Source organism: Chryseobacterium sp. (assembly GCF_008014695.1).
Taxonomy (GTDB): domain Bacteria; phylum Bacteroidota; class Bacteroidia; order Flavobacteriales; family Weeksellaceae; genus Kaistella.
This window is the reverse complement of the sequence record NZ_VOXE01000001.1, coordinates 348,195-372,058: the sequence shown is the minus strand read 5'-3', so window position 1 is coordinate 372,058 and position 23,864 is coordinate 348,195. Positions and strand designations below refer to the sequence as shown.

The window sequence follows — 23,864 nt, the reverse complement described above, 5'->3', positions numbered from 1 at the left end:
GATTATCAGGAGTATATTCTGCAAATTTAATAATATTTTTAATTCCTCTTATAGATTTTTAATTCTTAACTTTGCGTTCTAATTTTTTTTACCTAAAATAAATGCCAAATACCATCATCATCGGATCAGGAAGCTACCTTCCGCCCAGAATAATAGGACGAGATCATTTTTTGAATTCAGAATTTTATACGGATGAAGGCGAGAAGATTGAAAAATCCAACGAAGAAGTTATTCAGAAGTTTGTTGAAATTACTGAAATTGAAACCAGGAGGTATATTGCTGATGATCAGATCAATTCTGATCTCGGTTATGAGGCTGCCAAAGAGGCCATCAGTAATGCAGGAATTAACGGTGAGGAACTCGATTATATAATTTACGCGAGCAATTTCGGAGATGTGAAGGAACTCTCCTACGTGAATTTTATGCCGAATATGGCTGCACGCGTCAAAAACAAACTCGGCATCCAAAACCGGAAATGTATTACCTACGACATGATTTTTGGTTGTCCTGGTTGGGTAGAAGCCATGATTTTAGCCGATCAGCTGATCAAAGCCAAGGCAGCGAAACTGATTTTAGTAGTTGGAAGCGAAACGTTAAGCCGAGTGACCGATTCATACGACCGCAACAGCATGATTTTTGCAGACGGAGCGGGTGCGGTTGTTGTGAAAGCAACAGAGGAATCCAACGTAGGAATTATTGCCCACAATACGATTTGTGATAACGGTGCAGAATCTGCTTACCTCATAAATTCACCGTCTCTCAACAAAGATGCGAATCAGGATATTCCGTATATCAGAATGTACGGCCGGAAAATTTATGAATATGCGCTTAAAAATGTCCCCGTTGCCATAAAAGAAACTATTGATGATGCCGGTTTAAGCATTGAAGATATTGATAAAATCCTTATTCACCAAGCCAATGCCAAAATGGATTACGCGATGATTTCCCGGCTTTTTAAGCTATATGGAAAATCAGAATACGACCACGCGGTGGCGCCGATGACCATTCAGGAATTTGGAAATTCTTCTGTAGCAACTATTCCCACCATGTTTGATTTAATGCTGAAGGGAAAAATGGAAGGGCAGACCTTCAAAAAGAACTCGAATATCGTTTTTGCCTCGGTTGGCGCGGGCATGAACATCAATGCCATTGTTTACAAGTTTCCGTAAGAAAAATAAAGTCCTAAAACCTACAGCACAAATTTAAATTTTGTGCTTTTTTTTAATCATATGCAAAGAAACTTTCTCATCATAGCCGGTATTATATTCCTTTTGGAATTCTATGTTTATCAGGCATTTAAGACCCTTACCAGCAACACCTATCTGCGTATCGCATTCTGGGTAATTACACTGGCGGTGTATGGCTATTTTGTTTTCGAACTGCTGAATTTACGACGGTCAGACCGTGATCATCACCGAATTCAAATTGTGGCTTCTATCTTTCTGATTTTTTTCATTCCTAAAATTTTCATTGTCTTCTTCCTGTTTTTGGAGGATATTTCGCGGTTTTTCAGATATCTATTTACCTTTTTTGCTACGCCTGAATCTTATTTTCCTGAAAGGAGACAGTTCATCAGCGTCGCTGGGTTAGGTCTTGCTGCAGTTTTCTCGGCATTGATTGTCGACGGAATTGTATTCGGGAAATACCGTCATCGCATCAGAAAAGTAAAATTGAAACTTTCAGGACTTCCAGACAGCTTTAAAGGATATAAAGTTCTGCAGATTTCCGATGTTCACAGCGGAAGTTTCTTCCATCCTGAAAAATTGCAGAAAGCCATTGATCTCATTAACGAGCAGGATGCGAATCTGGTACTTTTTACGGGAGATATGGTAAATAATTTCGCAAGCGAATTCCAGCCTTTTGTACCTTTGTTTTCTACCATTAAATCAAAAGACGGCAAACTTTCGATTCTGGGGAACCACGATTACGGAGATTATGCCGAATGGAACTCAAAAGAGGAAAAAGCCCGGAATATCCCTGATTTAATTCAGCTACAGAAAAAAGCGGGATTTGAAATGCTCAGAAATGAGCACCGCATCATCGAAAAAAACGGCGAAAAACTTTATATTTTAGGCGTAGAAAACTGGGGTGAAAAACCTTTCCCACAATATGGAGATCTGGACAAGGCTTCAGCCGGAGTTCCTGCAGATGCCGCTAAAATTCTCATGAGCCACGACCCTACTCATTTTGATCAAATCGTGAAAAATCATCCTTCGAATGTTCAGCTCACGCTTTCCGGCCATACGCATGGAATGCAGTTCGGGATCGATCTGAAGAACGTCCGCTGGTCGCCGGTGCAGTACCGGTACAAAAAATGGGCAGATTTATATGAATCACAGGGGAAATATCTTTACGTCAACCGCGGTTTCGGCGTGATCGGGTTTCCGGGAAGGGTTGGAATTGAGCCGGAAATTACCGTTTTCGAACTGTCTTAAAAAATAAAGTCCTTGATTCTGGCAAACGGCAGTTCATTTTCGTTCATCCACTCCAGAAAAGCATTCAGTTTGTCCTCCATTTTTCTTCCTGAATTGTATTTCCGGTAAAAAGGAATCTCGAATGGGTATTTCTGAAAACCGGTAAACTGCCACGAATTCAGGTAAATCAGAACAAAGTCTTCTGATTTGATTGTTTCCAAAACCATATTCTCATAAAATTTCATAGGAACGGCCTGGAATACAAAATCATTGTAAGGAATCTGCGAATATGGAGAAATGCTTTCGGGAATAATGCTGATGCCGTTTTCTTCCAGAATTTCCGTGCTTCTTTTCAGTCTTTTAAAGGGAAATAAAATATCGGCATTTTCAATGTTGGAGATGTAGCTGAACTCCAGCTTTTTCAAACCATCAACCGCAATCAGATGATCTTTCTGCCGGACCCCGCGGATGTTTTTCCCAATAAGATCTTCGGTGTTTTTTTTAACCTTTTCCACTTCGGGGATTTCGGAATGCGCATTATACAGACCAATTTCATGTCCTTTTGCGTTTATTTTCCTCAAAAGGGGATGTAACTTTTCCGCAATTGAAATTTCAATAAAAAAAGTGGCGAGAATGTTGTGGGTTTCCAAAATTCTGAGCACAGACAGGATATTGTTTTCGGTGATTTTAAGGATTTCATCATCATTCAGCTGAGCATTGTTTTTAAATGCATTTCTGTTGTTAACAATGTTGAAGGTCAGTAAAATCATCAGAAATTATGCAGTGCCCAGTTTTACTTTCAGATTTTTCAGCATATCCTTCGTCATAGCAGTGATATCAAAATCATAGGTCAGTCCCCAGTCTTTTTTGGCTACAGAATCATCAATGGAACTTGGCCACGAATCGGCAATCGCCTGTCGGAAATCCGTTTCATAAGCGATTTCAAATTCCGGCATTTCTTTTTTGATCTCTTCTGCAAGCTCTTTCGGGGTGAAAGACAGTCCGCCTAAATTATAGGAAGTATGCACGGTCAGATTTTCTTTCGGAGCATCCATCAGTTTTAAAGTGGCATTAATCGCGTCGTCCATGTACAGCATGGGCATTGCAGTATTTTCCGAAATAAAACTCGTGTATTTTCCTTTTTCCACGGCTTCGTAAAAAATTTCGACTGCATAATCGGTCGTACCGCCACCTGCCGGAGTTTTCCAGGAAATCAGTCCAGGATATCGAATGCTTCTTACATCCACTCCAAATTTATCATGGTAATATTCGCACCATTTTTCGCCTGCCATTTTGGAAATCCCGTACACAGTTGTCGGATTTAGAACCACGTCCTGTCCTACATTTTCTTTCGGAATACCTTTACCGAATACGGCGATGGAGCTCGGCCAGAAAACTTTCTTCAGCATTCCCTCTTTTGCCATTTCACAGAAATTCAGAAGCGGCTCGATGTTGAGTTTCCAGGCAAAGAGCGGTTGTTTTTCGGAAGTTCCGGAGAGCAGGGAAGCCAAATGATAAACGGTTGTGATTTCATAATCTTTCACCACCTGTCTCACGAGTTGGGTATTTGATACATCCATTCTTTCATAAAACCCTGCAGAAGTCAGGTTTTTATCCCAACGGTCGAGTCCTGAAGCCACTACATTTTCAGCGCCGTGAATTTCCACCAGTCTGTTGGTGAGTTCGGTGCCGATCTGTCCAAGTGCACCCGTGATAAGAATTTTTTCCGTGTAGGACTCCATTTTGAGAATTTAGAATTAGATGTCAGCAAATTTAGAAAATTTGAGCAGTTTAAAAAAGGAATCTTTACTTTTGATCAAACTTTAGGTATGAAAAAACTGCTTTTTATCTTTCTCTTACTGCCTTATTTTTTGTTTGCCCAGTTCACGGAAATCAGTATTGTTAAAGAAATTAAGTCTAACAAACGTGGATTGGTGGTTTCTGCCCATGCTTTGGCAAGTGAAGCAGGAGCAAAAGTCATGAGGATGGGAGGAAATGCTTATGACGCTGCAATTGCAACGCAACTGGCTCTGGCCGTGGTGTATCCCCAGGCCGGAAATATTGGCGGCGGCGGATTTTTAGTCGGTGTTAAAAACAACGGCGAAAAATTCACGATTGATTATCGCGAAACCGCTCCGGAAAATGCTTCCCGTGACATGTATCTCGATAAAAAAGGAAATGCCAATACTGATCTTTCCCAGAACGGCAGGCTGGCGGTCGGAATTCCGGGTTCTGTTGCCGGTTTTTTCGCGACATTGAAACATGCAAAACTTCCGATGGAAAAACTCATCCAGCCCGCCATCGATCTTGCGGAAAAAGGTTTTGCCCTGACTGAAAGAGAGGCTGCTTTGCTAAACAGTCAGACAGAATTTTTCAACGCTCACAATAAAACCCAAACCATTTTTCAGAAAAAAGAAATGTGGAAACAGGGGGATCTGTTAATTCAGAAAGACCTGGCTGATACGCTGAAACGCATTCAGAAGGGCGGTGAAAAAGCTTTTTATGAAGGCAAAACCGCAGCATTGATTGTGGCAGAAATGACTAGAGGAAACGGAATCATTACAATGAATGATCTCAGACATTATAAAGTTGCAGAACGAGCACCACTTGTATTTGATTATAGAGGGAACGAAGTCGTTTCGATGGGTTTGCCCTCCAGCGGCGGAATTTTGTTGGCTCAGATGTTGAAAATGTCCGGTTTTGAAAATCTTTCAGCATATGGACATAATTCTGCAGAAGCCGTGCAGATAATGGTGGAAGCCGAAAGACGGGCTTTTGCCGACCGCGCAGAGTTTATGGGCGATCCGGATTTCATCAGTGATAAGACTGAAAGGCTTATTTCCGATGAATATCTGAAAAAACGATGGAAAAGCTTCAGTAAAAATCTTGCAACCCCCAGTGCTGATGTCGGAAAAATTATTCCGCAGCCCAAAGAATCGACCGAAACAACGCATATTTCCATCATTGACAAAGATGGAAATGCAGTTGCGGTCACCACAACACTCAACGGACTCTTCGGCAGCAAAGTCGTGGTTTCCGGAGCGGGATTTTTCCTGAACAATGAGATGGATGATTTCTCCATAAAACCAGGCGTTCCGAATATGTTTGGTGCAGTGGGCGGCGAAGCCAATTCGATAAAGCCCGGCAAACGGATGCTGAGTTCAATGACTCCTACAATTGTTCTGAAAGACGGGAAACCTTTCATCATCGTTGGAACTCCGGGCGGAACCACCATTCCGACATCGGTTTACCAGTCGATCGTGAATCTTATCGATTTTAAACTCAGTCCGGAAAGGGCCGTTAATTCACCGAAATTTCACCACCAGTGGCTTCCGGAAAACGTTCTGGTAGAAAAAAATTTCCCGGAATTCACAATTAAAGAATTGGAAAAAAAGAATTACAAAATGGAAAAGGTTTCGCAAATCGGCAGAACGGAACTGATTATAATTGATGAAAAAGGAAATGCCACCGCTGTTGCAGACGGGCGTGGCGAAGATTCCGTTGCAGTGGAATAAATTTTATTTTCCCGCCAGTTTCTTCAGCATTCCGTTGAAAATCAAACCGTGAAAAGGCAATACCGAATACCAGTACAGTCTTCCGGACAAACCGAGCGGGCGAAAAGTGGCTTCCTGAAGCAGTACTCCGTCTTTCACCGTAAATTCCAGCCAGGCTTCTCCCGGAACTTTCATTTCGGCAAAAAGAAGAAGTCTTTTTTCCTCCTTATCGGCATATAAAACACGCCAAAAATCTACCGAATCTCCGGCTTCAAGATGGTTCAGATTTCTGCGGCCGCGTCGGAGTCCTACTCCACCAAAAAGTTTGTCTAAAAATCCGCGGATTCTCCAGAGAAAATCTGCGTAATACCAACCTGTTTTTCCGCCAATACTGAAAACCCTTTCCACCGTTGCTTTTTCATCGGTGATTTCCATCCTGCGGATGTCTTTAAAACATCCTTTTGAAGGCACTTCCAGGTACTGCCAGAAATTACGGTCGTGAAATGGATTGGTAAACGAATCGTACCAGCTCGAAAGGACATCATTCTGCTTAATCTTGTCGAATGCCTGACTGATAGCTTCTTTGTATGAAAAAAGGTGAATTCCGAGGTCTTTTGCGAGGCTGTTGTTTTTGGCGATGACGTCAATTTTCATACTGTCGACCAGATTTTGAGCCAAAGAATACGTGGTGCTTGTAATGAAATACAGCCAATAGGAAGATAGTTTCGGCGTCATGACCGGAACCATATAAACATGTCTTTTTAAACCGCGCACTTCCGCATACTGCAACAGCATTTCTTTGTAATTCAAAACATCCGGTCCTGCGATGTCGTAATTTTTATTGAAAGTAAATTCCTTGCCCATCACCCCTACCAAAAACTGAATCACATTCCGGATGGCAATCGGCTGACATTTGGTGATGAGCCATTTCGGAGCAATCATCACGGGCAGTTTTTCCACCAGATCACGGATGATTTCAAACGAAGCACTTCCTGAACCCACAATGATTCCGGCGCGAAGACTTGTTAACGCATATTTTGCACTTTGCAGCGATTCCTCTACTTTTTTGCGGGATTTTAAGTGTTTGGACAGTTTTTCTTCATTGATAATTCCTGTGAGAAAGATAACCTGCTTCACCTCAGTTTTTTCCAATGCAACGCGGAAATTTTCAGCCGAAATCCTCTCTTTTTCTTCAAAATCACCATCATTTGAGGACATGGAATGGATGAGATAATACGCAAAATCGACGTCAATTGGGATATTTTGGAGACTGGATTCATCCAGAAAATCATTTTTAACAATTTCAAGCCGGTTCAGGTGACTTTCAAAGAGTTTGGTGCTGAATCTTTTCGGATCCCGGACCGAACAGACGACTGAATGTCCTTCTTCAAGAAGCTGTATTAGAAGTCTTTTGCCGATATAACCGGTGACGCCGGTGAGAAATATTTTCATGAAATGATGAGTTTTTCCAGAATTCTATAGCGGTTTTCGAAAATAAATTTCACTTTGTTTTTCACCAATTTTCCGGCAATGAAATCGCCAAAAATTCCGAATGGAAGTTTAAAGTTTACAATATCAGTCATTTTCACCATGCCGTTTTCAGTTTCTGCAAAATGATGTTCGTGATGCCACATCGCATAGGGCCCGAAGCGCTGTTCATCAACAAAAAATTTCCCTTTTACCAAATGTGTGATTTCAGTAATCCAGTTGTTTTTGATGAATGGGAAAATCCCGATTTTATAGGTAATGATCTGTCCCTGATAGGTTTCACTTCCCGGATTGTTCGTGATGTAAAAATTCATTTCTGCGGGTGTAATTTTATCCAGATTCGTGGGCACGGTAAAAAATTCCCAGGCTTTTTCCGGAGAAATAGGCAGCATCTGTTCTGATGTCAGGGTATAGATTCCGGACTGTTTCGTTATTTTAATATTCATTTAAATTTTTAGAATTTATAGGGTAATTCCACTTTTTTTTGAAATATTCAAACACCAGAACTATGCTGTAGAGAAGGGTAAAACAATAGAAACTGTCTTCGAGCGGCATTGTTCCCACACGGATTCCAAGATTCTCTGCATTGTCGTAAAAAACTACCGGACTGTCAGAATAATTTCCAGTCAGGGCATTATTCACAAAATAAAATGGAATATAAATGATGATGAAACTCAGGTAATACCGCTGCGCATCTTTCCATTTAAAGACGATCTGCAGCAGCATCAAGAGCGAGAAAAGTCCAAAACTGGCAAGGGTATAAATCCTGTCATAATTAAGGGCCGCTACGGAGAAACCCAAGACAAAAAGAAAAATGGTAATATACTTTGCTGCACTTTCGCTGAGTTTGAACTTTGGTAAGAAATATTCAATTGCATAATGAATAAAAACGCTGGAATATGGGATGAGCAGAAAAAACAGATATTCTTCGAGCGGCATTTTAAAAATCCTGAATCCAATTAAATATTTGTCGTTGAAACCCCACACCTCCATCTTTGTAAAGTAAATGTCCCATAAAATAAAGAACATTCCAACCATGAAAATGGCAAGGAAAAATGCTTTCCAATACTGAATAAAATGCATTCTTTTCTTCTCGAAACTGAAAAGAAAGGGCACAGAAAAACTCAAAATATCAAGTAAAAGATAATAATACGACTGCAATTGTTTTTCTTTAGTGGGTTGATAGTTTGGCTTCGCGGAAGTATTTCAACGGAACGAAAAGCATCCCGAAACACTCCCCTTCTTCTTTGCCCAAATGTTTGTGATGAATTTTATGGGCCTTTCTCAATGCGCGGAAATACCAGTTGTTTGTTTTGTCAAACCACTTAAACCGGCGATGAATGAGTACATCATGCACGAGAAAATAACACATCCCGTAAAGAAAAATACCGAGTCCCACAAAAAACATCCAGTTCAGTCCGTACCACGTTCCGAAGTAACAGAGTGCGATACACGGCGCGGCAAAAACCACAAAAAAGAAATCGTTTTTTTCAAAAACATGCGGATATCCCGGCTGATGGTGGTCTTCGTGAAAATACCAACCCAGACCATGCATCACAAATCTGTGCGTAAGCCAGGTAATGCCTTCCATGGTTACAAAAACACCCAACGTCAGAAAGATATAGAATACGGTATGCATGACTTAAATTTTAAAATGATTTTTTATTCTACGGATCAGCGCTTCGTCTGTTGATTTTTTCACTTCCAATAAAATAAATTTCTTGTCTGCAGCAAGATTTGTTTTATATCCCAACAGCGCAGGCGAACTCTCCTGCGAAAGATAGCGCATAAAACGGATTTCCAGATTCACGGGATCCTTAATGACGGCATTGTTTAGCGCTTTTTTTCCTTTGTTAAAATAAGCATATTTCGAAATCGGATTCGTGGCATGTTTCGCCATAAAAAAGTTTCCAACCGCAAAAAAAGCTTCAAAAATTGGCTTTCTGCTTTTTTCGAAAGCCTTTTTAGAAGTCTGTATCAGCAGTTCAGAAGCACTTTCGGAATTTTCACCTTTTTGAAGAAGTGTCCTGAAATCCTTCAAATCCTGCGCATTAAAAAATGCCGCAAAAAATATTAAAAAAAAGATCCAAATTCTGTTCATGAAAACTTATACTAAATTAAGGTTTTTATTCACAATCATTTCTCCGAAAAGGTAAATTTTCCGGGCATTTGAAACGCGGATTCTCTTTGATAAAAGCAGTTCCGGTTTTGTCTTCCTGATTTTCTTAAATAAGTTCAGGTAATATTTGTACGCCATAAAAACGGCAAGTCGGCTCGAGATCGGCAGCATTTTTATTCCGGTAATCGCATGTGCAAAATCTTTTGCTATATCATTTTCAATTTCTTTCTTATCGGAAATGCTGAAGCTACGGAAATCGACATTCGGAAAATACGTGCGGTTCAGGTCATTGAAATCTGCGCTGATGTCCCTTAAAAAATTTATTTTCTGAAAAGCGGCACCCAAACTCTGCGCATAAGGCTTCATTTTTTCATATTCCTCAACGTTTCCGTTAACAAAAACCTGCAGACACATCAGACCCACCGCTTCAGCCGAGCCGTATATATATTCGTTGTATTTATCGCTGTTCAGATCCTTGATCTGCCCTAAATCCATTTTCATCGAAAGCAGAAAAGCATCCACCAAATGCTGCGGAATATTTTTCTCCTTTTGAGTGGTACAGAACGACTGAATCACTGGATTCAGTGAAATTCCCTTTTGCAAGCCTGAACGGTAGGTCCGTTCAAAATCATCAAGCAAATCTGCCTTGTCGAAATCGTGAAAAGTGTCCACAATTTCATCTACAAAGCGCACGAAACCATAAATATTGTAAATGTGCTGCCTTATTTCCGGCTGAAAGAGTGTAGAGGCTCTGGAAAATGAAGTGCTGTATTTTTCGGTCACCATTTTCGAAGAGAGACTGCACACATTGTTAAAAATTTCTAAATTGTTCATCGTAATAATTTTAGAAAATTCGGTGTTTATTTTTTAAAATATAGTCGGTAACTACCTTTCCGGAGATAAGCGCCGGCGGTACTCCCGGTCCTGGTACAGTAAGCTGGCCGGTATAAAAGAGATTCTTTATTTTTTTATTATTAATCTGTGGTCTTAAAACTGATGTCTGCAATAAAGTATTCGCCAATCCGTAAGCATTTCCGCGGCAGGAATTGTAGCGTTCTTTAAAATCCTGGACGCCAAAACTTTTTTTAAAGAGTACTGAGTTCCGAAGATTTTCGCCTGTATTTTGCTCAATACGGTCCATTATCAGTTCAAAATAGCGGTCGTGAATTTCCTGAGAATCCTCCAGATCCACCGCAACAGGAATCAGAAAAAATCCAACTTCCTTTCCTTCCGGACAAAGTCCAACCTCGGTTTTGCTTGAGAAATTCGCATAAAACAATGGTTTTTTAGGTAAAGCCGGTTCATCGTAAATTTCTCTGGCATGTGCTTCAAAATCGGTGTCAAAAAAAAGATTGTGATGCTGAAGCTGCGGAACTTTCCGGTCGAACGCTACATAATAAAGGAAAGAAGAAGGAGCAAAAGTTTTTTTCTGCCAGTACTGCGATGTGTAATTTTTTTCTTCAGATTTCAATAAAGTTTCGGTATGCGCATAATCGGCTCCGGAAATTACCAGATCGGCCTCAAAAACTGCGACATTGGTAATGATTTTTGTAACAGCATTTCCGACGGTTTCAATTTTCAGAACTTCGGAATTCAAATGAAATTTCACGCCCAGTTCTTCTGCAAGCCTTGCCATTCCGGTGGCTACAGCATTGAATCCGCCTTTCGGATACCAGGTTCCCATTCCAAAATCAGCATGATTCATGAAATTGTAAAAAGCAGGCGTGTTGCCGGGTTTTGCTCCTAAGAATAAAACCGGGAATTCAAGAATGCTCTGTAATCTCGGATCTTTAATATTTTTTCTGACTGTTTCTGAAATATTCTGTACAAAAAGAGGAAGGCGTTTTGCCGTTTCCAGACTGATGAGTTCGAGAACCGATTTTCCGGGATTATATACCAGATCCTGCATTGCGATTTCATAATTGGCTTTCGCTCCTTTCATGAAGTCACGCAAATGGTTGCCACTTCCCTTTTCGATTTTTTCAAAAGTTTCAATGATCTGTTCCGGGTCATCAGCAATATCAATGAACTTATTTTCCCCAAAATACACACGGTAAGCCGGTGAAAGTTTTTCCAAAGTATAAAAGTCCGAAACTTTTTTATTAAAATCAGCAAAAAATCTTTCAAAAATATCCGGCATCCAGTACCAGCTTGGACCCATATCAAATTTAAATCCATCAACTTCCAGCATCGAAGCGCGGCCGCCAATCTGTTCGTTTTTTTCTAAGACTTCCACCGAATAACCTGCTTTGGCCATATAACAGGCAGAAGCGAGTGAAGAAAAACCCGAACCAATAATGATGACTTTTTTCATGAACTATAATGATGGAACAAAAATATACTTTAATTTTCAATTTAGAAAATATTTTTACTAATTTTGCTGATAAATATATACCAAGTTATGAAAAATGAAAATTTGGACAATTCAATAATTTTGAACCTCTATTCTAAATACATACTAACGAATAACCACAGACCGCCGAACGTTTTCATTTTCTGTGAAGAGAATGAAATGAGTGAAACCGACTTTTACAAATATTATTCCGGCTTCGAACAGTTGGAAGGTGATTTTTTGGTGTACTTCATGCAGGAAAGTATCAGGCTAATTTCTTCAGAAGAAAGTTATAGCCAATATTCTCCGAAAGACAGAATGCTCTCCTTTTACTTCACATTTTTCGAGCAGCTTACCTTAAACCGCAGTCTGGTTCTTTATCTTTTAGATGGCAAAAAAAGTGCGCTACCCAATCTTAAAAAGCTATGGCCTCTTCGGAAAGTATATCAGCATTTTATGTCCGGTCTAGGCATTACGGAACCACTCATGGAAATCAATAATGAAAATTCCGAAAAAATAGAAAAATTCAGGAACAAAGGAATTGAGGAAGTCTTTTGGGGACATTTGCTGGCAACCCTCAAATTCTGGATGGAGGATACCAGTTCCAGTTTCGAAAAAACCGACATCTTTATTGAGAAATCTTTGGACACCAGTTTTGCTTTACTGGAAGTACAGCCGCTGAAAAAAATACTGGATCTGGGTAAATTTCTTTTTAAAGAAAAATTTAAAACAAACTAATGAAAACACTGGACAAAATACCAACTGGAAAAATGCAGCGTGCCGGAAAATTACTTTCTACCGGTGCAAAAGTTGGGGTAAACTACCTGAAATACTATGGCGACAAAATCACCAAAAATGAAGAGGAAGCCAAAGATAATCTGAATAAAAACAATGCGGAAGATATTTACGACGGACTTAAGGAACTGAAAGGCAGCGCTTTAAAAGTTGCACAAATGCTCAGCATGGAGAAAAACATTCTGCCGGCAGCCTATGTAGAGAAATTTTCGTTGTCGCAGTTTCAGGTTCCGCCGCTTTCCGCACCTTTGGTGAGCAAAATTTTTAAAAATTATTTTGGTAAAAGACCAACGGAATTGTTTGACGAGTTTAATCCTAATTCCAGTAACGCTGCGAGTATCGGACAGGTTCATAAAGCGATGAAAGACGGTAAAGAACTGGCCGTAAAAATTCAGTATCCCGGCGTTTCGGAGAGTATTTCTTCTGATCTGGCTATGGTAAAACCCATCGCCATGAAAATGTTCAACATCAAAGGGAAAAATTCGGAGCAGTATTTCAAAGAAGTCGAGGACAAACTGCTTGAAGAAACTGATTATAAACTGGAAATTGAACAAAGCCTGGAAATTAAGGAACTTTGTAAACCCTTACCAAGTATTGCATTTCCCGACTATTATCCTGAATTGTCGAATGATAAAATCATCACGATGGACTGGATGCACGGCAAACACCTCTCAGAGTTCTGCAAGGAAAAGAAAGATCCGGAATTGGCAAAAAACGTTGGACAGGCTTTATGGGATTTTTATATGTTCCAGATCCATCATCTGCGAAAAGTACACGCAGATCCGCATCCGGGAAATTTTCTGGTTTCCGGCGCAGGAAAACTCATCGCCATCGATTTCGGATGTATGAAGACCATTCCCGAAGATTTTTATAAACCTTATTTTGAACTTTCTGTTCGAGAAAATCTTGAGAATAAAAATTTTTTCGATCAGAAATTGCTGGAACTTGAAATCATCAGAACCGACGATTCTGCGGAAGAACGGCAGTTTTTTACCGAAATTTTTCACGAGTTGCTGTTTTTGTTTACCACCCCGTTTCAGAATGAAACTTTCGATTTTTCCGATCAGAAGTTCTTCAGCGACATTGCAAATCTGGGTCAGAAATATGCGAAGAACACCCAAATGAAAGGCAGAAACGCCAATCGTGGTTCACGCCATTTCATCTATATGAACCGTACTTTTTTTGGTTTATATAATCTGATGCATGATATTGGATCAACAGAAATTAAAATTAATCATTATAAAGAATTCATTTAACGATGAATCTAACACCGGAAATCTAGACCGTATTATCAAAATGGGCTGGGAGAATCGCACTCCTTTCGAAGCAATCAGCTATCGGTTTAGAGTTTTTAAAAAAGACGTTTTCGTACTGATGAGAAAGGTTCTTATCTGTTCCTCTCTCAAAAATTTTAAAGACTGAAATTAAAATGAAAAACATCTTAATGAAAAACATCTTAATTGTTGGAGCCGGCAAAGGAATAGGTCTCAAAACTGCCGAACTGCTCAGAGAGGAAAATCTCTTCACCATCTCCCGAAATTTGACGCCCGAATTGGAAGTGTTGGAAACACATTTTTTTCAGCTCGATGCTTCCAAAGATGATTTGAGTAAAGTATCTTTGCCTGAAGAACTGCACGGACTGATTTTTTGCCCGGGTTCCATCAACCTGAAACCGTTCAGCAGGTTAACCGAAGAAGATTTTCTGGCAGATTTTCAACAAAATGTGACTGGAGCAGTAAGGATCATACAAAAATGTCTGCCTGCTCTTAAGAAATCCGGCGCGGCTTCTGTTGTACTTTTCAGCACTGTTGCAGCGAAAGTGGGAATGCCATTTCATACTTCAATTGCTGCAAGTAAAGGAGCTGTGGAAGGTTTTGCTAAAAGTCTGGCTGCAGAACTTGCGCCGCAGAAGATCCGGGTGAACGTTATTGCGCCCTCGCTTTCGGATACTCAGTTGGCGTCAGTTCTGCTTTCGACTGCTGAGAAGAGAGAAGCTTCGGCCAAAAGGCATCCGTTGCAAAGAATTGGGAGTTCGGAAGACAGTGCTCAGCTTGCGGCATTTTTGGTTTCAGACCAAAGCTCCTGGATTACAGGACAAGTTATTGGCGTTGATGGCGGTTTGGGAAACATTAAACTTTAAAAAATAGCGATGGAATTACCTTTAATCATTGAGATTTTAACAGCACTGGATCATTTCCGGAAAAATCATCCTAACAGTCAGTCCAGTTTGGAAGATTTCCGGCTGTACCTGAACCAAACTGCGTACGAAAAGGAAAATCCCAGAAATTTAACCGAAAAGTTTGATCTGGATGTTTTCGATCTGGAAAATGAAATTGCAAAGCAGGTCATTATGCTTGGCAGGTATTCCAAACAGCTCATCAGGAAATCTCTGGAAAAACACCCGGATCTGGTGAATGAAGACTTCACTTATCTGTTCCGAATGATGGATTACGAGAGCCTGACTAAAATGCAGCTCATTGAAAAAAATGCGCACGAAAAACAAACAGGTATCGAAATTATCAAACGTCTGGTAAAAAACGGTTTGCTGGCTGAAAGCCCAGATAAAAAAGACAAACGAAGCACCCGTCTCGCCGTCACAGATAAAGGAAAAAAGGTATTTCTGGAATCCATGCAGGATATTACGGTGGTTTCAAAAATCATGTGCGGACAGCTAACCACAAAAGAAAAAGAAAATTTATTGGCTTCTCTGAAGAAACTCAACACGTTTCATCATACCGTTTATTCGAATTTCAAAAATGAAAACACCTCTGAAATTCTGAAATTGCTATAGTATGTCTGAAAAATTATCGGTATTCTGGTTCAGAAGAGATTTGCGTTTAAACGACAATCATGGACTTTACCAGGCCCTAATTGCAGAAAATAAAGTATTACCCATTTTCATTTTTGATACCGAAATACTGTCGAAACTGGAAAACAAGAAAGACCGAAGAGTAGATTTCATTTTCCAGGCTTTACTAAAAATAAATGAAGAACTGGATAGGAACGGAAAAGCCATTAAAATTTTTCATGGCAAACCTTTGGAAATTTTTAATGAAATTACACAAACTTATAAAGTTGAAAAGGTTTTTTGCAACGAAGATTACGAACCTTCGGCCATTCAAAGAGATGCTGCTGTTCAAGAATTTTTAAACCAAAAAAATATTGATTTCCTTTCGTTTAAAGATCAGGTTCACTTTCATAAAGATGAAATACTGAAAGCCGACAAAACTCCTTACACTGTTTACACGCCTTATTCAAAACAGTGGCTTTTAAAATATCATGCAGCGGAAAAATCACATTATCCATCCCAGGATTTTCTTCAGAATTTTGAGAATATTGAAAAACAGAAAATTACCTTGGAAAAAATAGGTTTTAAGCCGACCGGTTTTCAGTTTCAAAGTCCTGAAATCAATGCTGAAATTTTAAAAAATTACCACGAAACGCGAAATTTTCCGGCCATTAAAACTTCAGAAATGGGTGTGCATCTGCGGTTCGGAACCATCAGCATTCGCGAACTAGCCAGAACAGCGTCTTCACTGAATGAAACCTATCTGAAAGAATTGATTTGGCGGGAGTTTTTCATGCAAATTCTCTATCATTTTCCCAAAGTGATGAACCAGGCATTCAAAGCGAAATATGATAGAATTCCTTGGTTGTATGATGAAGAAAATTTTATAAAATGGAAAGAAGGACAAACCGGATTTCCGATTGTGGACGCCGGAATGCGCGAACTGAACGAAACCGGACTGATGCACAACCGTGTGAGAATGGTTTGCGCGAGTTTTCTCACCAAACATTTGCTGACGGACTGGAGAATTGGGGAAGCCTATTTTGCGGAAAAACTCTTGGACTATGATCTATCTGCTAACAACGGAAACTGGCAATGGAGCGCAGGTTCCGGTTGCGATGCAGCACCTTACTTCAGAGTTTTCAATCCCGAAGAACAGCAGAAAAAATTTGATCCGGATTTTATTTATATCAAAAAATGGGTAAAGGAATTGGGAACTTCATCCTATCCAAAACCGATGATCGATCATAAATTTGCCAGACAACGTGCTTTGGATACCTATAAAAAAGCTTTACAGGAATCCCTGTAAAATTCTCAGACTTTTTGGGAGCACTTTAATGCTGATCGGTGACTTTATTTTATTGAATTCTCCATCCAAATGCCAGTTGGTGGTACTCACTTCAAAATCAATTTCAGAAACCGGCAGATAAGTTACGTACTGATCGTCTTTCAGACGCTTCGTAAACATTCTGAAAGCAAAAAAAGGAGAATACGTTATGGGAAACTTCTTTACCAGAACCACATCCACCAAACCGTCACTTTTACTTGCATTTGGTGCTATGTACGCGTTATTGCCAAACTGACGTGTGTTTGCGATATTCAGCATTAGATATTTACCATTGTACTGCTGAAAATCCGCTGTTAAAAAATTTACTTTTATTGGCTTGTAATTAAAAAATGTCTGGATTGAAACTTTGATGTAATTTTTAAACCCTCTGTCGGTTTTTTCAAATTCTTTTACCACCTTTCCGTCAAAACCGGTCCCGGAGACATTAATCGAAAGTTTTCCGTTCACCGTGAAAGTATCAATTTCCTTAATTTTTCTAGCTTTTATTTTTGTCAGAAGCTCATCAATATTTTTAGAAAATTTTGTCTCCTTCGAAAAACCGTTCCCGGAACCTGCCGGAAAAATAGCAAGAATTTTGTCAGTCTGGATAAGCTTTTGCGATACAGTTGAAATCGTTCCATCGCCCCCCACCGCTACAAAAATATCGACAGTTGCAAAATTATCATCAATGAAATTAAAGGTTCCTTCAATGGATTCTGATACATAAAACAGTGGATTTTCCACCTTCTTTTTTAGCGCTGAAAGAAAAACTCCGTAATTTTTTTTTGCTGAAAATGGATTGATGATGAACGCGACGTTTTTCATTGGGCAAAAGTATGTAAAAGCCAACTAATTTGGCTTCTAAACGGAATTTATTGAATGTTCATTTTAGATTTGAAATCAGGATTCAGCATTTCCTTGATTCCGGAAAAAGGAACTTTCAACAGAACCGGCCCGCTTGCATAAGCTGCAATCTCATACTCATTGTAAAGAAAATACAAATTTTTGGTGTCGAAATAAAAGTTCTTCGTCAAAGGGATTTCTTTTACCAGGAGCATATTGGGTTGTGCATGCCCGCTTTCGCTGCTCAGGTAATTGTCCATCAGAATTTTACTCCAGATTTTCGGGTCGCGGTTCTGCACAACGTCTGAAAGCTGCAAAGTGATATTGTTTTTTGCATCAAAAACTTTATAAAACTCATAATAATAACCGTGAGCACCTCCCGTATATCCGTCGCCTGAATATTGAATGGTCATGATATCATTTATTTTAGAAAATAATTTCATGGCTGAATTTTGGTTCCAGGTTTGTTTGAAGTCCGGTTTCCATTCTTTTAATGACTCCTTTGAATCAGAAAAATATTTATCCTTTTGGGAATTCAACTCCTTTAGAAGATTTTCTGCAGAATATTCTGAAAGTTTTATCTGTTCTTTCGCGTAAATACTGTCAAGAAGTTTTTTGTTTGAAATATTGGGGAAAACAAGAATGCTGGATTTAAAAGAGAAAGTAAGATTTTCGTCTACCTTCAGCGAATCTTCCACCATTATTGAATCATGCTTGAACAAATCCGGCTGAACTTGCCTGACATCATTGTTTTGAACGTTTTTCACTGATGTCTTTTCCGGTTTGCTGCAGCTTAAAAGTCCTAAAACCAGTACAGCCTGAATATAGGTTTTCATTTTTTTTATTTTTCGGTTTGAATACAAAAAACCGTCCAAAACTGAACGGTTTCTGTATAGATAGTATTTAATGTTTACACATCAATTTTAGCATATACTGCATTTTTCTCAATAAATTCCCGTCGTGGTGGAACTTCATCACCCATCAGCATCGAGAAAACATTGTCGGCGTCTGCAAGACTTTCGATCGTTACCTGTTTCAGGATCCTTCCGTCCGGATTCAAGGTGGTTTCCCAAAGCTGTTCCGGATTCATTTCCCCAAGACCTTTGTAACGCTGAATTTCCACTCCTTTTCCGTCCGGAGCCATTTCGAGGGTAAATTCCTCGCGCTCTTTCTCGTTGTAAGCATACACTTTTTTGTTTCCTTTTTTGAGGAGGTATAAAGGCGGTTGCGCAATGAAAATATAGCCGTTCTCAATCAGTTCCTTCATGTAACGGAAGAAAAAAGTCAGAATCAGGGTAGAAATGTGTGAACCGTCAATATCTGCATCGGTCATGATCACTACTTTGTGGTAACGGAGTTTACTGATATTTAAAGCCTTGCTATCCTCTTCAGTTCCAACGGAAACTCCCAAAGCGGTATAAATATTTTTAATTTCCTCGTTATCGTACACTTTGTGCAGCATGGATTTTTCCACGTTCAGTATCTTACCTCTTAAAGGAAGGATCGCCTGAAAATGACGGTCACGCCCTTGTTTTGCTGTTCCACCTGCGGAATCTCCCTCGACGAGGAAAAGTTCAGAAATCGCAGGGTCTTTTGAAGAACAGTCGGAAAGTTTTCCCGGAAGCCCGCTTCCGCCCATCGGCGATTTTCTCTGTACGAGTTCTCTCGCTTTTTTCGCAGCCTGTCTTGCCTTTGCAGCCAAAACAACTTTCTGAACAATAATTTTCGCTTCGTTAGGATTTTCTTCCAAAAAGTTCGAAAGCATTTCGCCTACAATTTTATCTACCGCGCCTGAAACTTCAGAATTCCCCAATTTTGTTTTGGTCTGGCCTTCAAACTGAGGTTCCATCACTTTAACGGAGATTACCGCAGTAAGACCTTCCCGGAAATCATCACCGGTTACCTCCACTTTTTCCTTTGCAGGAAGACCGAGTTCATCGGCAAATTTTTTCAGTGTTCTTGTTAAAGCCCTTCGGAAACCTGCAAGGTGAGTTCCGCCTTCATGGGTATTGATATTATTCACATAAGAGTGCAGATTTTCGGTGTAAGAGGTATTGTAACGCATGGCTACTTCTACCGGAATATCATCTTTATCGCCTTCCATGAAAATTACGTTGGTCATGATGGATTCACGGTTTCCGTCGATGTATTCAACAAATTCCTTCAGACCGCCCTCAGAATGAAAAATCTCGGTAACGAAAGTTCCGTCTTCATTCTTATGTCGTTCATCGGTCAAAGTAATTGTAATTCCTTTGTTCAGGAAAGAAAGCTCCCGCAAACGGGCAGCCAGCGTGTCATAATTGTACACCGTTTCCTGAAAAATCGTGGCGTCCGGCTGAAAAAACACTTCCGTTCCTCTTTCATCAGTCTTTCCTATTTGGTGAACATCTTCAAGCGCTTTTCCTTCAGAATATTTCTGCTGATATATTTTTCCGTCACGGTTAACGGTTGCAATAAGAGAAGTGGAAAGTGCATTCACACACGAAACTCCAACCCCGTGAAGACCACCGGAAACTTTATAGGAATCTTTGTCAAATTTTCCACCGGCTCCAATTTTGGTCATTACCACTTCCAGTGCAGATTTCTGCTCTTTCTCGTGCATATCTACAGGAATTCCTCGTCCGTTATCTTTTACAGAAATACTTTCTCCTTCGTGAATGACCACCGAAATGGTGTCACAATGCCCTCCTAAAGCCTCATCAATTGAATTATCGACTACTTCATACACCAAATGGTGAAGACCTCTGGTTCCTACATCTCCAATGTACATCGAAGGTCTGAGCCTTACATGCTCGATTCCTTCTAATGCCTGTATACTACTCGCTGTATATTCTTTTTGACTCATAATTTTTGCGATGCCGGCTGCATTTCTGTCTCCAGCAAATTAAATTAATACTTAAAATTCTTGATTGTTTTGCGTGGCGCAAAGACCTACAAATATCGTGATTTTTTTTGATTTATGAAAGTTTAATGGATGATAAAATGGATGGTTTTCATAAATAAATTTAACGAAAACACTCCAAATTATCTGGTTTTAATACATAAAAAAAACGGACCGAAGCCCGCTTTATCGATTCTTAAAAATCATTAAACAAGTTTCATCAAAACAGCATCTTCTGTTTTTTCAACTTTAATCATTTCGTATTTCGAGAGATTTTTTGTGGCTTTATCCCACTTTTTGCCAGAGAGCTGGCTTCGTTCTTTAATTTCATTTAGGGAAAAAGGTTCTTCCTGAGAACTTAAAATCTCCAATATCACTTTTTCATCTTCTCCCAGTTCGATCTGCGGCACCGTTTTTTCAGGTTTCATCTGTGGAAAGAACAGCACTTCCTGTATGGAAGCATTATTCGTTAAGAACATGATCAAACGATCCATCCCGATTCCCAATCCAGAAGTTGGCGGCATTCCGTATTCCAGAGCGCGCAGGAAATCGTTGTCGATAAACATGGCTTCGTCGTCTCCTCTTTCAGAAAGCGAAAGCTGCGCTTCAAAACGCTCGCGCTGGTCGATCGGATCATTCAGTTCAGAATAGGCATTTGCGACCTCCTTTCCGCAGATCATGAGTTCAAAACGTTCGGTTAGACCTTCTTTGCTGCGGTGTTTTTTGGTTAAAGGCGACATTTCCACAGGATAATCGGTGATAAAAGTCGGCTGAATAAAGTTTCCTTCACATTTTTCCCCGAAAATCTCATCGATAAGCTTTCCTTTCCCCATCGTTTCGTTTACGTCGACCCCAATTGATCTTGCAAAATCGAACAGTTCGCTTTCAGATTTTCCGGTAATGTCAAAACCGGTGAATTTCTGGATCGCTTCGGTCATCGAAATTCTCGGATAAGGCGCTTTAAAATTGATCTGATGTTCCCCGAAAGTGGCTTCTGTAGATCCGTTTACCTGAATAGCACAGAATTCGAGCAGTTTTTCAGTGAAATCCATCATCCAGTTATAGTCCTTGTAGGCAACATAAATCTCCATCGCCGTGAATTCCGGGTTGTGGGTTCTGTCCATCCCTTCGTTCCTGAAGTTTTTGGAAAACTCATAAACGCCGTCGAAACCGCCTACAATAAGTCTTTTTAAATATAATTCGTTCGCAACTCTTAGATACAGGGGAATATCCAGTGCATTGTGATGCGTGATGAACGGCTTTGCAGCAGCTCCACCCGGAATCGACTGTAAAATCGGTGTCTCCACTTCAAAATAACCTGCATCATTGAAAAACGTACGCATTGCATTGAAGAGTTTCGTTCTTTTTACAAAGACCTCTTTCACCTGCGGATTTACAATCAAATCCACATAACGCTGCCTGTAACGGAGTTCGGGATCATTAAAGGCATCGTGAACTGTTCCGTTTTCATCGGTTCTGGGCTGCGGAAGCGGACGCAAAGATTTGGTTAAAATTTTGAAATGCTCCACTTTCACAGTCATTTCTCCAACCTGCGTATTAAAGAGTTCACCTTCGATACCGATGATATCACCGATGTCCGAAAGATGTTTATAAACTTCATTGTAAAGGCTTTTATCCTCGCCCGGGCAGATTTCATCACGGTTGAAATACACCTGAATCCTGCCTTCGGAATCCTGGATTTCAGCAAAACTCGCTTTCCCCTGAATCCTGCGGCTCATGAGCCTTCCGGCAATCTTTACTTTTTTGCCTTCTTCAAAGTTTTCTTTGATGGATTTCGTGGTGTCGGTTATGGTATATTCTTCAGCAGGAAAAGCATCAATCCCCATTTTCTGAAGGGTTGCCAACTTTTCTCTTCTGATTATTTCCTGTTCTGATAACTGCATTTCTTATTGCTTTTAAGGGGCAAATTTAGTGTTTTTTATGCAATTTTTTTGTTGAACAGGCATAAAAAAAACAGTCGGGACCGACTGTTCATGAATTCTTTGGATCAATATTATTTTCGAAGGCTCAGAATGTATGCAACCATTTTATTTACATTGTCACGGCTCATTCCCGGATGCGCTGCCATTGGAACACTTCCCCAGACACCACTTCCACCTTCAATAATCTTTCCAGCAAGGAGCGCTGCATTTTCGGGCGTGTTTTCATATTTCCCAGCAACATCCATATAAGATGGTCCTATCATTTTTTCTGAAATCTGATGACACGTCATACAGTCTGCACCTTCTATTAAAGCTTTTCCTTCGGTAATATCTGCAGCCGAATCAACTTCAGGAAGCTTTTCCTCAGTTTTCGTTACTGCGACGGACTGATGATCCGGAACAGAAGATGACTCTTTTTTCGAGCATGCAAAAAGAAATAAAGCTACCGAGAAACTGATGAAAATTTTATTCACCTTCATTATTTTACTGCCGCGGAATCGTTTACCGCTGTAGAATCTGCTTTGGGCATCGGCGTACCCAACGATGCCTTATCTGAAGTGGTTTGTGCAGTATCGGATACCGTTACTTCAGGTTCTGCCAACATGGTGTTACTGTCCTGTTGGTAGGTGTTTTCTTTTTTTGAGCAGCTTGCGGCAAACAAACCACCGATTAATGCCATTGTTAGGATTTTTTTCATTCTGATTTTAATTTGAGCAAAAATAAAGATTCCGTGGTGAACTGTCAACTTTTTAAGACCAAATTTTCCATTATTAGCTGAAATTATTAAGTCTGAAAGATCCCATTATTATTAAATTTGCGGAATGAAAATTCTGATTCTTGACAATTACGACAGTTTTACCTACAATCTTGTTCAAATGACGGAGCAAATTATCGGTAAAAATGTTTTTGTCGCCAAGAATGATGAAATCGCGCTTCAAGAAGTGGATAAATTCGATAAAATAGTTCTTTCCCCCGGTCCGGGAATCCCTGCAGAAGCGGGAATTCTGCTTGAAATTATTAAAAAATTTGCCGGTAAAAAGCCTATTTTCGGGGTCTGTCTTGGTCTGCAGGCCATTGCAGAAGCTTTTGGTGCAAGCCTCATCAACTTAGATAAAATCTATCATGGCGTCGCAACTGAAGTTGAAATTTTAAATAAAAACGCGGTCATTTTCAGAGGATTTCCAGATAAATTTCAGGCAGGAAGGTATCACAGCTGGGCAGCAAATCCGGAAAATTTTCCTGAAGAAATAGAAATTACCGCCATCGACGAGGAAGGGATGATTATGGCCGTTCAGCACCGTAAATATGATCTGCATGCGGTTCAGTTTCATCCGGAAAGTATTCTGACACCTTTGGGAAAAGATGTTCTTAAGAATTTTCTGCTTCACTAATTATTCAGTGCATAATAAATTAAATTCATAAATTTGCGCTTCAAAACTG

25 protein-coding genes are annotated in these 23,864 nt (G+C 39.9%); 10 read left to right on the top strand and 15 right to left on the bottom strand.

Going from position 1 to position 23,864, the window contains the following annotated elements; all coding sequences use genetic code 11:
* Positions 1-101: 101 nt before the first annotated feature.
* Entirely contained in the window at positions 102-1,169 is a 1,068-nt protein-coding gene (locus FUA25_RS01775) for a 3-oxoacyl-ACP synthase III family protein (protein ID WP_147755182.1), read from the top strand.
* Between the two features lie 60 nt (positions 1,170-1,229).
* Positions 1,230-2,435 carry a metallophosphoesterase gene (locus FUA25_RS01770; protein WP_147755181.1) on the top strand — a complete coding sequence of 402 codons (1,206 nt, stop codon included), beginning with the start codon at positions 1,230-1,232 and terminating at the stop codon, positions 2,433-2,435.
* Here the strand turns inward: FUA25_RS01770 and FUA25_RS01765 are convergent.
* Positions 2,432-3,184, bottom strand: coding sequence for a polysaccharide deacetylase (locus tag FUA25_RS01765; protein WP_147755180.1), 753 nt, complete (start codon positions 3,182-3,184; stop codon positions 2,432-2,434). The two genes, FUA25_RS01770 and FUA25_RS01765, sit on opposite strands and share 4 nt — an antisense overlap.
* 6 nt (positions 3,185-3,190) lie before the next feature.
* Positions 3,191-4,156, bottom strand: a complete 966-nt coding sequence (locus tag FUA25_RS01760) for an NAD-dependent epimerase/dehydratase family protein (protein WP_147755179.1) — start codon at positions 4,154-4,156, stop codon at positions 3,191-3,193.
* 87 nt (positions 4,157-4,243) lie between these two features.
* Between FUA25_RS01760 and ggt the strand changes: the two genes are divergently transcribed.
* Positions 4,244-5,929: a gamma-glutamyltransferase gene (gene ggt, locus FUA25_RS01755; protein ID WP_147755178.1), complete on the top strand. Its 1,686-nt coding sequence runs from the start codon at positions 4,244-4,246 to the stop codon at positions 5,927-5,929.
* Positions 5,930-5,932: 3 nt separating this feature from the next.
* Here the strand turns inward: ggt and FUA25_RS01750 are convergent, their stop codons facing one another.
* Genes FUA25_RS01750 through FUA25_RS01720 form a run of 7 tightly spaced genes read right to left on the bottom strand, consistent with a single transcriptional unit; the run spans position 5,933 to position 11,829 of the window.
* Entirely contained in the window at positions 5,933-7,360 is a 1,428-nt protein-coding gene (locus FUA25_RS01750; RefSeq protein ID WP_147755177.1) for an SDR family oxidoreductase, read from the bottom strand.
* Positions 7,357-7,842, bottom strand: a complete 486-nt coding sequence (locus tag FUA25_RS01745) for an SRPBCC family protein (protein ID WP_147755176.1) — start codon at positions 7,840-7,842, stop codon at positions 7,357-7,359. The genes FUA25_RS01750 and FUA25_RS01745 overlap by 4 nt, the downstream gene beginning before the upstream one ends.
* The gene (locus FUA25_RS01740; protein WP_147755175.1) at positions 7,832-8,557 is read right to left on the bottom strand and encodes a lycopene cyclase domain-containing protein; all 726 of its coding nucleotides are present in this window, start codon (positions 8,555-8,557) and stop codon (positions 7,832-7,834) included. The genes FUA25_RS01745 and FUA25_RS01740 overlap by 11 nt, the downstream gene beginning before the upstream one ends.
* A gap of 10 nt (positions 8,558-8,567) precedes the next feature.
* A complete protein-coding gene (locus FUA25_RS01735; protein ID WP_147755174.1) occupies positions 8,568-9,035 on the bottom strand; it encodes a sterol desaturase family protein in 468 nt (155 codons plus the stop codon).
* A 3-nt stretch (positions 9,036-9,038) separates the two neighbouring features.
* The gene (locus FUA25_RS01730) at positions 9,039-9,497 is read right to left on the bottom strand and encodes a hypothetical protein (protein WP_147755173.1); all 459 of its coding nucleotides are present in this window, start codon (positions 9,495-9,497) and stop codon (positions 9,039-9,041) included.
* Between the two features lie 6 nt (positions 9,498-9,503).
* Entirely contained in the window at positions 9,504-10,349 is an 846-nt protein-coding gene (locus FUA25_RS01725) for a phytoene/squalene synthase family protein (RefSeq protein WP_147755172.1), read from the bottom strand.
* A gap of 10 nt (positions 10,350-10,359) precedes the next feature.
* Positions 10,360-11,829 carry a phytoene desaturase family protein gene (locus FUA25_RS01720; protein WP_147755171.1) on the bottom strand — a complete coding sequence of 490 codons (1,470 nt, stop codon included), beginning with the start codon at positions 11,827-11,829 and terminating at the stop codon, positions 10,360-10,362.
* 198 nt (positions 11,830-12,027) lie between these two features.
* Between FUA25_RS01720 and FUA25_RS01715 the strand changes: the two genes are divergently transcribed.
* Genes FUA25_RS01715 through FUA25_RS01690 form a run of 6 tightly spaced genes read left to right on the top strand, consistent with a single transcriptional unit; the run spans position 12,028 to position 16,739 of the window.
* Positions 12,028-12,585: a TetR family transcriptional regulator C-terminal domain-containing protein gene (locus FUA25_RS01715; RefSeq protein WP_147755170.1), complete on the top strand. Its 558-nt coding sequence runs from the start codon at positions 12,028-12,030 to the stop codon at positions 12,583-12,585.
* Positions 12,585-13,898 (top strand): ABC1 kinase family protein, encoded by a 1,314-nt coding sequence (locus FUA25_RS01710; protein WP_147755169.1) that lies wholly within the window; start codon positions 12,585-12,587, stop codon positions 13,896-13,898. The genes FUA25_RS01715 and FUA25_RS01710 overlap by 1 nt, the downstream gene beginning before the upstream one ends.
* On the top strand, positions 13,846-14,064 hold the full coding sequence (locus tag FUA25_RS13420; protein ID WP_147755168.1) for a DUF2805 domain-containing protein: 219 nt from the start codon (positions 13,846-13,848) through the stop codon (positions 14,062-14,064). The genes FUA25_RS01710 and FUA25_RS13420 overlap by 53 nt, the downstream gene beginning before the upstream one ends.
* 22 nt (positions 14,065-14,086) lie before the next feature.
* A complete protein-coding gene (locus FUA25_RS01700) occupies positions 14,087-14,782 on the top strand; it encodes an SDR family NAD(P)-dependent oxidoreductase (protein WP_147755167.1) in 696 nt (231 codons plus the stop codon).
* A 9-nt stretch (positions 14,783-14,791) separates the two neighbouring features.
* The gene (locus FUA25_RS01695; protein ID WP_147755166.1) at positions 14,792-15,433 is read left to right on the top strand and encodes a MarR family winged helix-turn-helix transcriptional regulator; all 642 of its coding nucleotides are present in this window, start codon (positions 14,792-14,794) and stop codon (positions 15,431-15,433) included.
* Between the two features lies 1 nt (position 15,434).
* Complete coding sequence (locus FUA25_RS01690; protein ID WP_147755165.1) at positions 15,435-16,739, top strand: cryptochrome/photolyase family protein; 1,305 nt, start codon at positions 15,435-15,437, stop codon at positions 16,737-16,739.
* Here FUA25_RS01690 and FUA25_RS01685 read toward each other — a convergent pair.
* The 6 genes from FUA25_RS01685 to FUA25_RS01660 form a co-directional block, all read right to left on the bottom strand.
* Positions 16,722-17,582: a diacylglycerol/lipid kinase family protein gene (locus tag FUA25_RS01685; protein WP_147755164.1), complete on the bottom strand. Its 861-nt coding sequence runs from the start codon at positions 17,580-17,582 to the stop codon at positions 16,722-16,724. The genes FUA25_RS01690 and FUA25_RS01685 overlap by 18 nt on opposite strands.
* A 47-nt stretch (positions 17,583-17,629) precedes the next feature.
* Entirely contained in the window at positions 17,630-18,436 is an 807-nt protein-coding gene (locus tag FUA25_RS01680) for an RsiV family protein (RefSeq protein ID WP_147755163.1), read from the bottom strand.
* Between the two features lie 74 nt (positions 18,437-18,510).
* Positions 18,511-20,445: a DNA topoisomerase (ATP-hydrolyzing) subunit B gene (gene gyrB / locus FUA25_RS01675; protein WP_147755162.1), complete on the bottom strand. Its 1,935-nt coding sequence runs from the start codon at positions 20,443-20,445 to the stop codon at positions 18,511-18,513.
* 242 nt (positions 20,446-20,687) lie between these two features.
* Positions 20,688-22,385 carry a lysine--tRNA ligase gene (lysS, locus tag FUA25_RS01670; RefSeq protein ID WP_147755161.1) on the bottom strand — a complete coding sequence of 566 codons (1,698 nt, stop codon included), beginning with the start codon at positions 22,383-22,385 and terminating at the stop codon, positions 20,688-20,690.
* 110 nt (positions 22,386-22,495) lie between these two features.
* Complete coding sequence (locus FUA25_RS01665) at positions 22,496-22,903, bottom strand: c-type cytochrome (protein ID WP_147755160.1); 408 nt, start codon at positions 22,901-22,903, stop codon at positions 22,496-22,498.
* Positions 22,903-23,121: a hypothetical protein gene (locus tag FUA25_RS01660; protein ID WP_147755159.1), complete on the bottom strand. Its 219-nt coding sequence runs from the start codon at positions 23,119-23,121 to the stop codon at positions 22,903-22,905. Before FUA25_RS01660 ends, FUA25_RS01665 begins: the two co-directional genes overlap by 1 nt.
* Positions 23,122-23,245: 124 nt before the next feature.
* On the opposite strand from FUA25_RS01660, the gene FUA25_RS01655 reads away from it, so the two are divergent.
* Entirely contained in the window at positions 23,246-23,815 is a 570-nt protein-coding gene (locus tag FUA25_RS01655; protein ID WP_147755158.1) for an anthranilate synthase component II, read from the top strand.
* Positions 23,816-23,864 lie beyond the last annotated feature (49 nt).